Raw genomic sequence first — 15,355 nt, forward strand, 5'->3', positions numbered from 1 at the left:
AGTATATTCTTAAACGTTAGTATTAAAATGATAAAAGCAGTCATCATAGATGATGAGAGGAATAGCCGGGATATTATAGCCCTGATGCTGGAGAAATATTGCCCGGAAGTAAAGGTGGCCGCTACCGCTTCTGACTGTGCAGCAGGTATTGCACAGATCAGGGAGCACCGGCCGGAGCTGGTATTCCTGGACCTGGAGATGCCCGACGGCACCGGATTTGATGTACTCACCGGCACTCAGCAGGAAGTGGCTTTTGAAGCGGTGTTTGTGACCGCATTTGAGAAAAAGTTTCTGCATGTGATCCGTTGCAGTGAAGTGGAGCTGATTCTAAAACCAATAGACAAGGAGAGCCTGCTGCAGGCGGTAACACTGGTCAAAACACGTATTGCCAATAATAGCAGTAAGCAGCGGTATGAGGTGTTGCTGGAGAATTTCAACAATGTACAGCATGCATCCTGGAAGCTGCTGATATATGACACTAACGGAGAAGAACGTACGATATTTTTACCTGCAGTAGAATGTTTTGAAGCGCAGCAGGACAACTGCCTGTTCCGGCTGGATTCCGGAGTGGAGGTGCAGGCAGAGCGGCCTTTCCGTTATTACGCAGATCTTTTTTCCACGTTGCAGTTTTACCAGGTCAACAATACCCAGATGGTGCAGCTGGCCAATATCAGCCAGGTGGATCCGCATTTGGGCAAGGTGATGCTGAAAAGCGGTATTGTGCTGGACATTACCGAACGCCGGAGAAAGGACTTACTGAACCGGATGCAGCGGTAGCGGGTATATACAGGGATTTACTTATTCTTATATACTGATATTTAAGGTATTTGCGCCTTTCTGATTGTTCAATTTCAATATTTTCTGGTGGCCCTTTCAATTTCATCCAAGAAAAACCACATTTTTTAACCGGTCTGACGCCCTCTACCCTTTTTTTTCCCTTTTTAACATTTTGCGCGGAGAATACGTAACAATAATTTAACAAAAAAATTTGGTGGAATAACTTTTGATCGTACTTTTGACCCGTCAAACAAAATAGTCAGACAGTCAGACTACAGTATTGACGGAGTATCTATGGCAGAACAAGACCAAAAGCGGACGTTAATTCTAGAGGCTGCTTTAAAGCGCTTCAAGCGGTTCGGTTTGTCTAAAACTACCATGGAAGAGATCGCCAGGGATCTGGAAATCTCGAAAGGTTCTTTGTATTACTATTTTTCAGATAAGGAATCCATTTACGTAGCGGTGGTGGAGCGTATGATAGCAGATTGTTTTTTTGATATGTCTGCTTATGTGGAAGAAGCCACTTCCACAGATGCGATCATCAACCGTTATCTGGAGCTGAAAGAGAGGATGCTGGTGGAGTATCATTTTTTATTCGGGATAAACGAATGGATCAAGGATGTTCCTTCCAGCCGGATGCGGCAAACGATAGAGTTGTTGCAGACCGTGGAAGTTTCTTTTCTTTCTGCCACTATCCGGAGGGGGATCAGCATTGGTGAGCTGAATGAAGCCACTGATCCTGAAGCTACGGCGCAGTTGCTTGTCAACGTATTATTTGGCTTATGGGTAATATGGTGCAAATGGCAGGCGACAGGTTTTGACCCTCATGACCGGAATGGCCTGAGATGCTTTATGGAAAGGGAAAGACAAGTATTGTATATTTTCTTTAATGGATTAAGATATAAACCGACAATCAACCAGGATCGGCATTCATGTATGTAGAAGAATCAAAGAAAGAGAGAACAGTTTTAATGTATATTTAAATTTTACGAAAGATGAAAAAGTTGATTGTAATGGCCGCAGTAGCACTGTTCGGCACACAAGTAGCAAAGGCACAGTTATCAAAAGGCGATGTTATCCTGGGCGGAAATGTTAACGTAAGCACCACTTCTGCTAAAGTAAAAGGCACTGATGCAAAAGAAACAAACACTACTTTCGGTATCAGCCCTAAAGTAGGTTATGCACTGAACTCTAACTGGGTAATCGGTGTATTTGCCAACTCTCAGTTCGGCACCGAAAAAGCAGTATCCGGCGTAAAAACTAAAACCCTGGAAATCACTCCTGGTATCTTCGCCCGTAACTACCATATGATCGGTCAGAGCAAATTTGCTTTCTTTGCTGAAGCTAACGCTGGCTACGGTTTTGGTAACACTAAAGTAGGTGACACAAAAACTGAAACCATCAATGGCTTTAACGTAAACGTACTGCCTGGTATCACTTACTTCGTGACCAAACACTTCATGATTGAAGGTGCATTCGGTGGTCTGGGTTACTCTTATGTTCAGCATAAAAATGAAGCAACCGGAGTTAAAACAAACGTTAGCAACTTCGACTTCAACTTCACTAAACAGCTGAACCTGGGTGTTAACTTCATATTCTAATCCAGAATTTGATTGATGTTATACATAAGAAAGTCAAAAGGTTAGATAGATTGGAGAATCCCGCTGCAGTATTACTGTAGCGGGATTTTTGCTTTTGGTACTTTTTAATTTGCCTGATACATATTGATGCACATGATGCACAACAAAAAGCCCCGCCGGTTGTCCGGCGGGGCTTCATTATGTTAGAAAGAATCTGATTATCCGTTCATGGAGATCAGGAACTCTTCGTTGTTTTTAGTGCCACGCATGTGCTGGAGCATAAAGTGCATAGACTCGTCAGTGTTCATATCTGCCAGGTGATTGCGCAGGATATGGATACGTTTGAGGGAGTCTTTGTCGAGCAGCAGGTCATCACGGCGGGTAGAAGATGCAGATACATCGATAGCCGGGAAGATGCGTTTGTTAGCCAGTTTACGATCGAGCGCGAGCTCCATGTTACCGGTACCTTTAAATTCTTCGAAGATCACCTCATCCATTTTGGAACCGGTATCTATCAGTGCTGTAGCGAGGATAGTGAGTGAACCACCATGTTCAATTTTACGGGCAGCACCAAAGAATTGTTTTGGTTTCTGCATCGCGTTGGCTTCCACACCACCACTCAACACCTTACCGGATGCGGGTGCCACGGTATTGTGAGCTCTTGCCAGACGTGTGATGGAGTCGAGCAGGATAACTACATCGTGCCCGCATTCTACGAGACGTTTGGCTTTCTGCAAAGCGATAGCAGACACTTTTACGTGTTTCTCTGCTGGTTCATCGAAGGTAGAAGCAATTACTTCTGCTTTCACACTGCGTTCCATATCAGTCACCTCTTCCGGACGTTCATCGATCAGTACCACCATCAGATAAATTTCAGGGTGGTTGGTAGCGATGGCGTTGGCCACTTCTTTCAGCAGCATGGTTTTACCTACCTTAGGCTGCGCAACGATCAGGCCGCGCTGTCCTTTACCGATAGGTGTAAACATATCCATGATACGGGTGGAGTAGTTATTGGAAGTAGTTGTCAGTTTCAGCTTTTCGAAAGGGAACAACGGTGTCAGGTAGTCGAAAGGCACGCGGTCACGTACTTCTTCAGGAGACTTACCATTGATGGTTTCCACTTTCAGCAGTGCGAAATATTTCTCTCCTTCTTTTGGCGGACGAACGGAACCCTTAACGGTGTCGCCGGTTTTCAGGCCAAAGAGTTTTATCTGTGAAGGAGAAACATAAATATCGTCCGGGGAACTCAGGTAGTTATAGTCAGAAGAACGGAGGAAACCGTAGCCGTCGGGCATCATTTCCAGCACGCCTTCGCTGAGGATTACACCATCAAACTCGATGTTGAAGATAGCATCCTTTTTAGGATACCGCTGTTTCTGCGCAGCAGGAGCAACCGTATCAATGCCTTCAGGCATCACAAAATCATCATCCTCTTCTTCCTCTTCTGCAGCCGGAACAGCAGTCACTTCTTCCTCCTCTTCTTCTTCCACTTCATCTTCAGTGAAAGCCGGGATAATGATATCATCATCATCATCGAAAGTGAGCGATGGAATGCTGTCCAGGTCTATATCAAAGTCTTTTATTTTGGATTTAGTTGCCGGAGCTGGAGCCGGTTCTGGTTCCATTTCTTTTGTTTTACCGGGAGCTTTTTTGGCAGATTTTTTTGCGGCTGGTTTTTCTTCAGCAACGGAGGGTTCTTCCGTTTCGTGATGCGCTTCGTCTTTCTTTACAGGTTTGCGTTTACGTGCTTTTTTCTCTTCTCCGTTGGACTGGTTATCTTCTGAGGCCATCACTGCTTGCTTGTCCAGTATTTTGTAGATCAGGTCCTGTTTGTTCAGTTTTTTTGCGTTGGGAACATCAAGCTTCTCAGCAATGTCAAGCAGCTCAGGAACGAGCATGTCGTTCAGTTGTAAGATGTCGTACATCATCTGTGTTGTCAAATTTTAGAAGTGTTGTGAGGCGGGTACCACTGCATACCAACATACACCAATTACAAATAATTGTTTTGTGTCAAGAAATTTAATTAGATTATTAAATTTGATAGGGAATGATTGAGTTTAGGAACTGCTGATGAAGATGTGAAAATGAACTTAATCAGTCAGATTATAACGCAAGATTAAAACAAGTTTTATTATTATCCAAAAAAACTTGCCCCCAAATGCCCCGCAGTCACCGTTGTTCAGCTATCTGGCCCCACTACTTCCGGCTATAAAAGCGTAGTAGCGCGGTCCTTAAATCTGAGCCTGATCATATATCCGTTTTAATATTATATCAATTTTTAACATTTCTTTTGCAACCAGACAGGAGTATATTATCTTGTTAAGCCACCATTAGTGTTATGGACTATGGCGGAGAACACTTATTTTTGCAATCCTAAAAAAATTAATTTATGAGCCAAAGAGTGAAAGTCAAGCAAATCCTGTCCGATGACAGGACGCATTACGAAGTAACAGTAAAAGGTTGGGTGCGTTCCTTCCGCAACAACCAGTTTATAGCGTTAAACGACGGCTCTACCAATAATAATCTGCAAGTAGTTATCAACATAGAAAATACCGATGCAGCCCTGCTGAAGCGGATCACCACCGGTGCAGCCATCAGCGCCACCGGAGAAGTTATCCCTTCTCTCGGCAAAGGCCAGCGCGTGGAACTGAAAGCCAGCAGCCTGGAAATACTGGGAGACTGCGATGCGGAAAAATACCCTTTACAGCTGAAAAACAAGCCCAGCCTGGAATACCTGCGTGAAATCGCTCACCTGCGTTTCCGCACCAACACCTTCGGCGCTGTTTTCCGCGTACGCCACTCCCTGGCTTTCGCAGTACACAAGTTCTTCAACGAACAGGGCTTCGTATACCTGCATACACCCATCATTACCGCTTCCGATGCAGAAGGTGCCGGTGAAATGTTCAGGGTTACCACCCTCGACATGAAAAACCCGCCCCGTACGGAATCCGGCGAAATTGATTTCAAAGAAGACTTCTTTGGGAAGTCTACCAACCTGACCGTTTCCGGGCAACTGGAAGGCGAACTCGGTGCGATGGCTTTCGGAGAGATCTATACCTTCGGCCCCACCTTCCGTGCTGAAAATTCCAACACCGCCCGTCACCTGGCGGAATTCTGGATGATCGAGCCGGAGATGGCCTTCTATGAACTGGAAGATAACATGGACCTGGCAGAAGCTTTCATCAAATCCCTCATCAGCCACATCCTGGAGCACAACCGCGAAGACCTCGACTTCCTGGCCGCCCGACTGGCAGAAGAGGAAAAACAAAAGCCACAACAGGAACGCAGCGAAATGGGACTGCTGGAAAAACTGGAGTTCGTACTGAACAACGAATTCATGCGCATCACCTACACTGAAGCCATCGAGATCCTGAAAAACAGCAAGCCTAACAAAAACAAGAAGTTCCAGTATCTCATTGAAGGATGGGGCGCAGACCTCCAGAGTGAACACGAACGCTATCTCGTGGAGAAACACTTTAAAAAGCCAGTAATCCTGACTGATTATCCGAAAGAAATCAAGTCCTTCTACATGAAGCTCAACGAAGACAATAAAACCGTAAGAGCAATGGACATCCTCTTCCCCGGCATCGGTGAGATGGTAGGCGGTTCACAACGTGAAGAAGATTACGATAAACTGGTAAAACGCATGGAAGAAATGCATGTACCGGTAGATGAACTGTCCTGGTACCTCGATACCCGCCGCTTTGGCACCGCACCGCACTCCGGCTTCGGTCTGGGCTTCGAGCGTATGATGCTGTTCGTAACCGGTATGACCAACATCCGCGACGTGATTCCTTTCCCAAGGACACCGAAAAATGCCGACTTCTAACTGTGATGAATAAATCATAACTACCCTGTATGAGCCTTGCTTGTACAGGGTTTTTTATGCTTTTATATTTTTTATTTTTTTGTTCCTCATGTTTTTATGGAAAGTGATGCAGGCTGCATCTATTTAGCAGAAAGCGCTTTCAACCATTTTTTTCGTATATGCAAAACCGTTAGTTATGGCTGAAATGAATACGACTGCTCCCAATGGCCGCCACTGCGGCAAAAGAACACGCAGCAACAAAAAATCAACCCGTGTGGATATGACCCCCATGGTAGACCTGGGTTTTCTGCTGATCACATTTTTTATGCTTACCACTACCCTGGCACAGCCCAAAACCATGGACCTGCTGATGCCCCGCAGTGACGGAGATCCTATGTCACTGGCTGCCAGCAAAGCACTGACTGTTATCCTGGGACCTCAGGGTCGCATCGCCTGGTATGAAGGCATCGGAGATGATCCTTCCCGGCCGCCACAGGTAAATTATACCTCTTTCGCCAACCATAACGGCATCCGCGATATCATCATCCGTAAAAAAGAAGCAGTGAGTAATGCCTTCCACAAAAATGATCTGATGGTGCTCATCAAAGCCGACAAGCAGGCCCGCTATGAAAATGTGGTGGACATCATGGATGAAATGCTGATCAACCAGGTAGACCGCTACGCTATTGTCGACATCCATCCCAAAGAAGAAGCCTATTTTAAGTAATGCTGCGACATGTCTGCAGTCTCCTTATCTGCTTCGGCTGCTGCACCATTCGTACCTGATATTCCGTACCTTTACCGCTCCAAAACAATTAAACGATATGGCAATTACCCACTCCATCCCATCAGTAGACCTGGCAGACTTCACCTCCGGTGATGCCGACAGGAAAGCTGCTTTTGTGCAGCAACTGGGAAAGGCTTATGAAGAAGTTGGTTTTGTAGCGGTAAAGAATCATGGTATTCCCGACGAGCTGATTGCAGACCTCTACAATTACGTACAAGCGTTTTTCAAGCTTTCCTTCGAAACCAAACATACATACGAAATTCCTGAACTGGCCGGCCAGCGCGGTTACACCTCCTTCGGTAAGGAACACGCCAAAGGTTATGAGGCACCTGACCTGAAAGAGTTTTTCCAGTTTGGTCAGACTGTGGAAGACAATGACCCTATCGGGGAAGAATATCCACCTAACGTAGCGGTGGCAGAAGTACCAGCTTTCACACCGACCTTTTTTAAAGCTTACCGCGGCTTTGAGACTTCCGGCAAGCACCTGCTGCAGGCTATCGCCCTGTTCCTGGGCCTGGACGAGCACTACTTCGATGACAAAATACACAATGGTAATTCCATTCTCAGGGCCATCCACTACCCTCCTATCACTCAGGAGCCTAAATCGGCTATCAGAGCGGAACAACATGAGGATATCAATCTGATTACCCTGCTGGTAGGCGCTTCTGCCGACGGCCTGCAGATCCTGGACAAACAAGACAACTGGGTGCCGGTAACATCTCTGCCCGAACAGATTGTGGTAAACGTGGGCGATATGCTGCAACGCCTTACCAACAACCGGTTAAAATCCACTACGCACCGGGTTGTCAACCCACCCCGCGAAAAGTGGCATACCTCCCGTTATTCCATCCCCTTCTTCCTGCATCCTAAATCCGGTATGAAGCTGGATTGTCTGGAAAGCTGCGTTACCGCCGAAAATCCGCTGGCATATGAGCCTATCACTGCCGGTGAATACCTCGATGAACGCCTGCGCGAAATTGGGCTGAAAAAATAAACTGTCTCCTGACATACAAAGTCCCGGCAAGGTTACTTACCGGGACTTTACATTTTATCCTGCGCACGGGCAAGTCTGGTTATTTTCTTTCGGCTTCTCTGTATGGTTATTTTTTCGCTGGTTTTTCCAATATGGTCAGACTTTTAGTCCGGGCACTCTTTCATGCCGGTGGGTTAAATCTTCGCAAGAACAAACTATCACAACGGATAAAAGGCCATATTCGATTAGATAGCCTCCCGTATTACAAGTATTGTGCCTTTGTTACATTACAGATTAGTATAATTAGCAACACTATTGTATTTTGTAGGATTATTTTTACTAACTTATTGAATCCTTTGGAGCGGAATTCACTTTATCAATAACTGTGTTTCTACGTCATATACCTTTTCTCAAAGCGGTGCTATTACATAGCATAACTGCCTACGGTGGCCCGCAGGGGCACCTGGCAATGATGATGAAAACATTTGTGTACCAGCGAAAAGATGTTACCGAGCAGGAGCTGATGGAATATAATGCTTTCTGCCAGTTGCTTCCCGGGGCATCATCATCCCAAACCCTTACCCTCATTGGCTATAAACGCGGTGGCGTATTACTGGCCATCTTTACCCTGCTTATCTGGATCACGCCGGCCTGCCTGATGATGGGCTCGCTTAGTTTCCTGCTGCAGTATTTCGATAAAAGGGCCTTACAAACAGATATTTTTAAATACGTACAGCCTATGGCGGTAGGCTTTCTGGCCTATGGCGGCCTCAAGGCATACCGGATCAGCATCAACAATGTGGCCACCTTTGTGATCATGATCGTAGCTATGTTTGCTGCCTGCTACCTCAAATCACCCTGGACCTTCCCCGCCCTGATCATATTGGGCGGCATTGTTTCCAACTTCAGTAACAAACGTATTCCGGATATTTCAGATAAACCCAAAAAAATACAGTGGGGAAATATATGGCTGTTTGTGCTCATCTTCGTACTGGCAGGTATCCTCTCGGAATATGCCCGCTCCCATGAATGGGTGACGCGCCGTCCCTTCAACCTCTTTGAGAACTTCTACCGTTTCGGCAGCCTGGTATTCGGCGGGGGTGATATCCTGATCGCCATGATGCTGGAACAGTATGTGACCCGTGCCAAATCGCAGTATCTGAGCGCGGAGGAACTGCTTACCGGTGCTGGTATTATGCGTGCGCTCCCTGGCCCCACCTTCTCAATATCCGCTTATGTAGGAGGCATGGCCATGCGTAATCTGGGCATGGGCTACCAGTTTTTAGGCTGTGTGCTGGCACCGATCGCTATTTTCCTGCCAAGCCTGTTACTGGTGCTCTTCTTTTTCCCTATCTGGCATAACCTGAAAAAATATGTGATCATCTACCGCGCCCTCGAAGGCATCAACGCAGTAGTAGTCGGTATCATGTGGGCCGCCACCTTTATTCTCTTTCTGGCGATCCCTACCAACTGGTACAACATCCTGATCATGATCTGTACCCTGGCATTACTGATATTTACGAAACTCCCATCGCCATTTATCGTAATTGCCTGCCTCATCATGGGCTGGATCCTGTAAGCTGCTAAATATTGTACTCTTTGATCTTATTGTACAGCGTAGTAAGGCCGATGTCGAGCAACTCTGCTGCCCTCGTCTTATTGCCCTTTACCTGACCCAGTACTTTGATGATATGGCTTCTCTCCATATCTGCCAGTCGAAGAGAAGATGCGTTGTCATCTTTCCCCTGCTGGAAATCAAAAGGCAGAGAAGACACATCCAGTATATCCGTGTCCGTGAGAATGGCCGCCCTTTCAATCACATTACGCAATTCCCTGATATTACCCTTCCAGCTATGTTGTTGTAAAGCCTGCAGAAAAGCAGGACTCATACCCGTCAGCCGTTTGTTCATCTTGGGCGCGAACTGCTGAATAAACCAGGTAGCCAGTAAAGGAATATCCTTTTTACGGTTGTTCAGCGATGGCAGTGATATCTGGAAAACGGACAGGCGATAAAACAGGTCTTCCCGGAAATGACCGGCAGCGATCTCCTGTTCGAGGTTGCGGTTGGTGGCGGCAATCACCCGGACGTCTGTTTTAATGGCTTTGGGCTCGCCTACTTTATAAAACTCCTGGGCCTCCAGTACACGCAGCAGTTTGGCTTGCAGCTCTACCGGCATCTCCCCCATTTCATCCAGGAAAATGGTACCGCCACGGGCTTCTTCAAAAAATCCTTTTTTATCTTTTACCGCACCGGTAAAAGCGCCGGCCACATGGCCAAACAGCTCACTTTCCAGGATATCTTTGCCGATAGCGCTGCAGTTGACCGCCACAAACGGCTGCTGACGGCGGTTGCTGCCTTCATGAATGGCATGGGCAAACACTTCCTTCCCCGAACCGGTTTCACCCAGCAGCAGCACCGTCATATCCGAAGGGGCTACTTTCCTCGCCAGTTCTATCGCGCTCATGATTTCAGGCGAAGAGCCCAGTATATTGTCAAAATTATATTTGCCGGCAATCTTTTTTTCCAGGTCGCGGATACGGAACTGCAGCCGGGCTTTGTCCATGGCTTTGCTTACCAGCGGCAGGATACGGTTGTTGTCATCTCCTTTGGTGATATAGTCGAAAGCGCCGTTTTTGATGGCCTGTACTCCGTCGGCGATATTGCCATAGGCAGTCAGGACGATGGTTTCAACCTGCGGAAAACGGGTGCGGATCGTTGGTACCAGCTCCACCCCATTGCCATCAGGTAGTTTCACGTCCGACAACACAACACTGATTTCTTCTTTTTCCAGGATTTTCATGGCAGACCTGATATTGCCTGCTTCATGCATCGTATAACCTTCCAATGCCAGCAAACGGCTCAGTAGCTTCCGTAACTGGTCTTCATCATCTATAATGAGTATATGGCCCTTCAAGGTATCTCAGATTTAATTATTTGGATTGTTGCCTGCGGGACTACGGGCCCCACCTATAACAACAACAAAATAACTAAATAAGTACATAACAAAATCCTTAAATGTTGTCCTTGGTGGCATCACCGGCAGACTTTTGATTGGCCTTAAAAACGAGTGCTCCCAGCATAGCGGCCAGCACACCCATAGCAATATCAGCAATCAACACATTGCCTACAAACAGAATCCAGAACCTTTCCTTTTCTGTTTCTATCCCTCTGATAATCCTGGGCGTCTGCTGAAAGCCCTGAGGTATCAGGCGATGAATAGTCCCATTTACTACCAGAACATGAAATATCAGGGCAAATATCCCCAGCAGGAAGGTAGCGAGGAAGGTGGTCCGGATACCCAGGTAAAAAGCAGAAGCCGTAGAAGTCTTCTCTCCATGCCTTCCGTTATAATGTATGATGGAGATTAAAATACCTACAAAAAACACCAGGGCGATACCAAAGCCTGTCCATAACGCACCGTATTGATCGGTTGCATAAAAAACAACTGTGAGTACCATACAAATAACGGCGATAATGATGCCGTATCCCTTCGAATGTACAACGGGAAGATGTAGATGAAACCGTTGCATAATAGGTAGTTTAAAGGTAAACAAGTCAGGCTTTTGTATGCTTTTCCACGTTACTGATGAATCTGTGCAGGTCATTTTTTGTTTGTAGTATATCCTCCCACAAATCTCCAACTTCGTTTATTCGTTGGAGTGAGTTAAAAATATCAAAGTCACTGATCCGCAGCGATTCATTCACTTCTTTCCAGGACAGCGGCATAGACACGGTGGCGCCGGGCTTAGGTCTTACCGAATATGGCGCGGCCACCGTTTGTGCCACCCTGTTCTGCAGATAATCGAGATACACCTTTTTATTGCGGGCCGATTTGGTCCTTGTTACACTGGTAGTCTGAGGCAGTTCGCGATGAACATGCCGGGCGATATACTCCGCAAATAAACGGCAGGTATCGTAACTGTATTTGCCTCCGGTAGGAATATAGATGTGTAGCCCTTCAGAGCCGGAAGTTTTACAGAAACTTTCCAGCCGGTACTGGTCCAGAAAAGCTTTAATATGCAGGGCTACCTCCACTACGTATTTAAAATCTATGTTTTGCGGGTCCAGGTCCATCACTACAAAGTCAGGATTATCCAGGCTGGAAGTACGCGACAGCCAGGGGTTAACCTCAATGCAGCCCAGGTTGATCATATAAACCAGTGTAGCCTGGTTGTTGCAGAGCAGATAATCTACCTTTTTACCGGTGGAAGCAGCCATCAGCGGAATGCTTTTAATCCAGTCGGGTGTTTGTTCCAGGTCCAGGTCTTTCTGGTAAAAAGACGGGTGTGTTATCCCGTTAGGGAAACGATGTAACGACAGGGGCCTGTCTTTCAGGTGTGGCAGGATATAACCAGCTATGGACAGGTAGTAATCGATCAGCTGTCCTTTGGTAATATTTTCTTTAGGCCAGTATATTTTCTGCTGGTTGGTGAGGGTCACCTTTTTACCGTTCAGGGTGATGACACGATTGTTTTCCGCTGTCGCTGTTGCCATAGTCATGGATTTAGGTGTTTCCGTATGTATGTCCGCAGCGGGTTTGTCTTCTCTCAGTCCCAGGAATACAGGCATACGGAGGATACCATCACCTGTCCATTCGGAGAACTTCACCTGGCATACCAGTTTGGGTTTAACCCAGGTAACGGGCATGTCTGTCTTTATTTTCTGCGTAAAAGGCGAAGTCTTTTGCACCAGCGGCATCAGCTTGTTGTACAGTATGGCGAGCATGGCATCATTAAAGCCTCCGCCACAGTTGCCGATATACTTCAGCTTTTTATCTTCATACAAGCCCAGTACCAATGCACCTAGTTTCTTGCGGCTGCCTCTGGGGGCGGTGAAGCCACAGATAAGGGCTTCCTGCTCGTTGGTAACTTTTATTTTCAGCCACGACATGGTCCTCCTGCCTTCTTCGTATGTGCTATCGGTTTTCTTCGCTATAATGCCTTCCCATTGCTGCTGTTGCGCCTTCTGGAAAAAATCCTTTCCCTTCTTCAGTACATGGGCAGAAAACTGTACCCTTTTATCATTCAGCTGGTCTACCAGATCTTTTAACAGGCTCTTTCGTTCCAGTAGTGAGAGCTGTTGTAATTCGCTGCCATTGAGGTGTAACAGGTCGAAGACCATGTATACGAGGTTACCTTTACCGGTAGTTTTATAATTCTGGAGTAATTGAAAATGGGAATTTTTTTTGTTGTCCAGCACGATGATTTCTCCATCCAGCACCACATTATGCGCAATATTCTCTACAGCAGCCACCACAGCGGGATAATCCCTGCTAAAATCTTTTTCATTGCGGGAATAAAGGGATACCTTATGTTGCTGTACAGTGGCAATAGCACGATAGCCGTCCCATTTAGTTTCGAATAACCAGTCAGCATCATTAAACGGAGCATCTACCAATGTGGCCAGCATGGGTTTATAAACTTTTTTGACCGCTTGTGTTTTCCGGGTGATGTGTTTTTTTATTGGCTCAGGTTCGGGTTCAGGAGTAGGTATGGAGCTTTTTTTTTACGGGAAGCTTCCTTTTCGCGGATACCTTTTGTTTTTACACTTTCCGGCGTATAGTCTTCACTGTTATATTGATCTACTGCATACTTATCCCGGTGTTTGATCATCAGCCAGGCGTTGTCGTTAGACGCTTTCATTCTTACGAGGGCAAACTCACCTTTCAGTTTTTTTCCTTTCAGCACAATTTTCAGGTCGCCGGATTCGATTTCTTTCTGTGCATCAGCATCAAAATTTTTTCCGCTGCCACGCATGAGTTCATAGGTGCCCTTATCCCATATATAGACGGTACCGGCACCGTAGTTGCCTTGGGGGATGGTCCCCTGAAAGTCTTTGTAATCATAGGGATGGTCTTCCACCTGCATAGCCAGCCGTTTATCTGCAGGATTCATAGACGGACCTTTTGGCACCGCCCAGCTTTTAAGGACACCAGCCACTTCCAGCCTGAAATCGTAATGCAGCCGGGTAGCATGATGCCGTTGTACTACAAACGCATGTATTCCCTGCTGTGGTTTACCTGCCACCGGTTCTGTAGTGGATTCAAAATTTCTTTTCTGCTTATACCTGCTCAGGCTCATGATGCACGTTTTTTACTGGGGGCAGCTGGTTTACTACCCAGGCTGGCCTTCAGCTGGTCAAAAAGATCATCGCTTTTGGTATGCACGACCTTCATTTTCTTCACTACCGGCTTTTTGCCGCTGGCTTTGGCTTTGATGATCTTCATCAGTTCTTCTTTGTATTCATCCTTATATCGGCTGATATCAAATTCGGCAGCATATTGTTTGATCAGTTCTATCGCCATATCCAGCTCCTTTTTACCTATCCTGACATCAGAAGGCAGCGTCAGGTCCTGCGAGGAGCGGATCTCTTCTTCATAGCGCAGTTGCTGCAGCAACAGATAATTTTCGCGGGGCCTGATCACAGAGAGATGTTCCTGGCTCCGCAATACAAAACGGCTCAGGCCGGCCTTAGCGGTTTTCTGCAGGGCTTCCAATAGCAGCTCATAAGCTTTTTCACCGCCTTTGGCGGGTTCCAGGAAATAGGGATTTTCGAAATAGATATCGTCAATGGAGGCTTCATCCACGAAAGATTCTATTTCGATGATCTTGCTTCTTTTAGGACTGGCTGCTTCGAAGTCTTCATCTTCCAGCACCACGTATTCGTCTTTGTAGAGATATCCCTTAACGATTTGTTCCCATGGTACTTCCTTACCGGTATTTTCATTGACCCTTTTATACCGGATATGAGCCAGCCCGTTGCTGTCCAGCATATCCAGGTCGAGACGGCTGTCCTGTGTGGCACTATATAGTTTTATGGGAATGTTTACCAACCCAAACCCGATTGACCCTGACCATATTGCACGCATGGTATAATGTTTTTGATGATCCGTTGATGATTAACACAAATGGTACCAGTATACAGGTAAAACAGCGCGGCATAACTTTTGGTTTTTCCGTTGTTAACCAAAACCTGTTTTTATGGAAAAGCCAGGAGAAATGACGACCCTCACACGGGTTTTACAACGGTTGCATGAAAAAGGATTTGATCACGAGTTAAAGATGAGTGATCAAGGCAGCATGCAATCACCGGATATACAGAAAGTGTATCATCCGGAAGATCTTTTGATCATTAAAACCTACCGTTTTGAAGGCGAATCAGATCCGTCTGACTCATCCATCCTCTATATTATGGAAGACAAAGAGGGGAACAAGGGTTATGTACTGGATGCATATGGTATGTATACTACTCACGAAGAAAGTGGTTTTGCTGATTTTATCCATCGGATAAAAGTAGAAGACCGGGAAGAGCAAATACTGTTTGGCTGACTGATCCTGCAGATCAAGAACACTTTTTCATTTTCACAAGGCCCGCCATACAGGTGGGCCTTGTTGTGTCAGTAAGACAATAAAAAAGCCCTTGTAAGTTA

At 46.2% G+C, this 15,355-nt stretch carries 14 protein-coding genes; 8 read left to right on the forward strand and 6 right to left on the reverse strand.

Annotation, left to right across the window (positions count from 1 at the left end; genetic code table 11):
* The first annotated feature begins 27 nt into the window (after positions 1-27).
* The 3 genes from KD145_RS18060 to KD145_RS18070 all read left to right on the forward strand — a co-directional run bounded on the left by KD145_RS18060 (position 28) and on the right by KD145_RS18070 (position 2,378).
* Entirely contained in the window at positions 28-777 is a 750-nt protein-coding gene (locus KD145_RS18060; protein ID WP_212000479.1) for a LytTR family DNA-binding domain-containing protein, read from the forward strand.
* A 294-nt stretch (positions 778-1,071) separates the two neighbouring features.
* Complete coding sequence (locus tag KD145_RS18065; RefSeq protein WP_256441221.1) at positions 1,072-1,719, forward strand: TetR/AcrR family transcriptional regulator; 648 nt, start codon at positions 1,072-1,074, stop codon at positions 1,717-1,719.
* Between the two features lie 53 nt (positions 1,720-1,772).
* Positions 1,773-2,378 carry an outer membrane beta-barrel protein gene (locus tag KD145_RS18070; RefSeq protein WP_212000483.1) on the forward strand — a complete coding sequence of 202 codons (606 nt, stop codon included), beginning with the start codon at positions 1,773-1,775 and terminating at the stop codon, positions 2,376-2,378.
* Positions 2,379-2,575: 197 nt separating this feature from the next.
* Here the strand turns inward: KD145_RS18070 and rho are convergent, their stop codons facing one another.
* Positions 2,576-4,282, reverse strand: a complete 1,707-nt coding sequence (gene rho, locus KD145_RS18075; protein WP_212006809.1) for a transcription termination factor Rho — start codon at positions 4,280-4,282, stop codon at positions 2,576-2,578.
* Between the two features lie 464 nt (positions 4,283-4,746).
* Here rho and asnS point away from each other — a divergent pair, with 464 nt between their 5' ends.
* From asnS to chrA, 4 genes are all read left to right on the forward strand, one after another.
* On the forward strand, positions 4,747-6,186 hold the full coding sequence (gene asnS, locus KD145_RS18080; RefSeq protein ID WP_212000485.1) for an asparagine--tRNA ligase: 1,440 nt from the start codon (positions 4,747-4,749) through the stop codon (positions 6,184-6,186).
* 175 nt (positions 6,187-6,361) lie between these two features.
* On the forward strand, positions 6,362-6,892 hold the full coding sequence (locus KD145_RS18085; RefSeq protein WP_212000487.1) for a biopolymer transporter ExbD: 531 nt from the start codon (positions 6,362-6,364) through the stop codon (positions 6,890-6,892).
* A gap of 97 nt (positions 6,893-6,989) precedes the next feature.
* Positions 6,990-7,946 (forward strand): isopenicillin N synthase family oxygenase, encoded by a 957-nt coding sequence (locus tag KD145_RS18090; RefSeq protein ID WP_212000489.1) that lies wholly within the window; start codon positions 6,990-6,992, stop codon positions 7,944-7,946.
* Positions 7,947-8,310: 364 nt separating this feature from the next.
* A complete protein-coding gene (chrA, locus tag KD145_RS18095) occupies positions 8,311-9,504 on the forward strand; it encodes a chromate efflux transporter (protein ID WP_212000491.1) in 1,194 nt (397 codons plus the stop codon).
* A gap of 4 nt (positions 9,505-9,508) precedes the next feature.
* On the opposite strand, the gene KD145_RS18100 is transcribed toward chrA, so the two are convergent.
* From KD145_RS18100 to KD145_RS18115, 5 genes are all read right to left on the reverse strand, one after another.
* The gene (locus KD145_RS18100; protein WP_212000493.1) at positions 9,509-10,840 is read right to left on the reverse strand and encodes a sigma-54 dependent transcriptional regulator; all 1,332 of its coding nucleotides are present in this window, start codon (positions 10,838-10,840) and stop codon (positions 9,509-9,511) included.
* Between the two features lie 97 nt (positions 10,841-10,937).
* Positions 10,938-11,456, reverse strand: coding sequence for a DUF4199 family protein (locus tag KD145_RS18105; protein WP_212000495.1), 519 nt, complete (start codon positions 11,454-11,456; stop codon positions 10,938-10,940).
* A gap of 25 nt (positions 11,457-11,481) precedes the next feature.
* The gene (gene ligD / locus KD145_RS18110) at positions 11,482-13,335 is read right to left on the reverse strand and encodes a DNA ligase D (RefSeq protein ID WP_249219425.1); all 1,854 of its coding nucleotides are present in this window, start codon (positions 13,333-13,335) and stop codon (positions 11,482-11,484) included.
* 50 nt (positions 13,336-13,385) lie between these two features.
* Complete coding sequence (locus KD145_RS32315; protein ID WP_249219427.1) at positions 13,386-14,006, reverse strand: DNA polymerase ligase N-terminal domain-containing protein; 621 nt, start codon at positions 14,004-14,006, stop codon at positions 13,386-13,388.
* Positions 14,003-14,794 (reverse strand): Ku protein, encoded by a 792-nt coding sequence (locus KD145_RS18115; RefSeq protein WP_212000501.1) that lies wholly within the window; start codon positions 14,792-14,794, stop codon positions 14,003-14,005. Before KD145_RS18115 ends, KD145_RS32315 begins: the two co-directional genes overlap by 4 nt.
* 112 nt (positions 14,795-14,906) lie before the next feature.
* Between KD145_RS18115 and KD145_RS18120 the strand changes: the two genes are divergently transcribed.
* Positions 14,907-15,254, forward strand: coding sequence for a hypothetical protein (locus tag KD145_RS18120; RefSeq protein ID WP_212000503.1), 348 nt, complete (start codon positions 14,907-14,909; stop codon positions 15,252-15,254).
* Positions 15,255-15,355 lie beyond the last annotated feature (101 nt).

This window comes from Chitinophaga sp. HK235 (assembly GCF_018255755.1).
In the GTDB taxonomy this organism is placed as follows: Bacteria; Bacteroidota; Bacteroidia; order Chitinophagales; family Chitinophagaceae; genus Chitinophaga.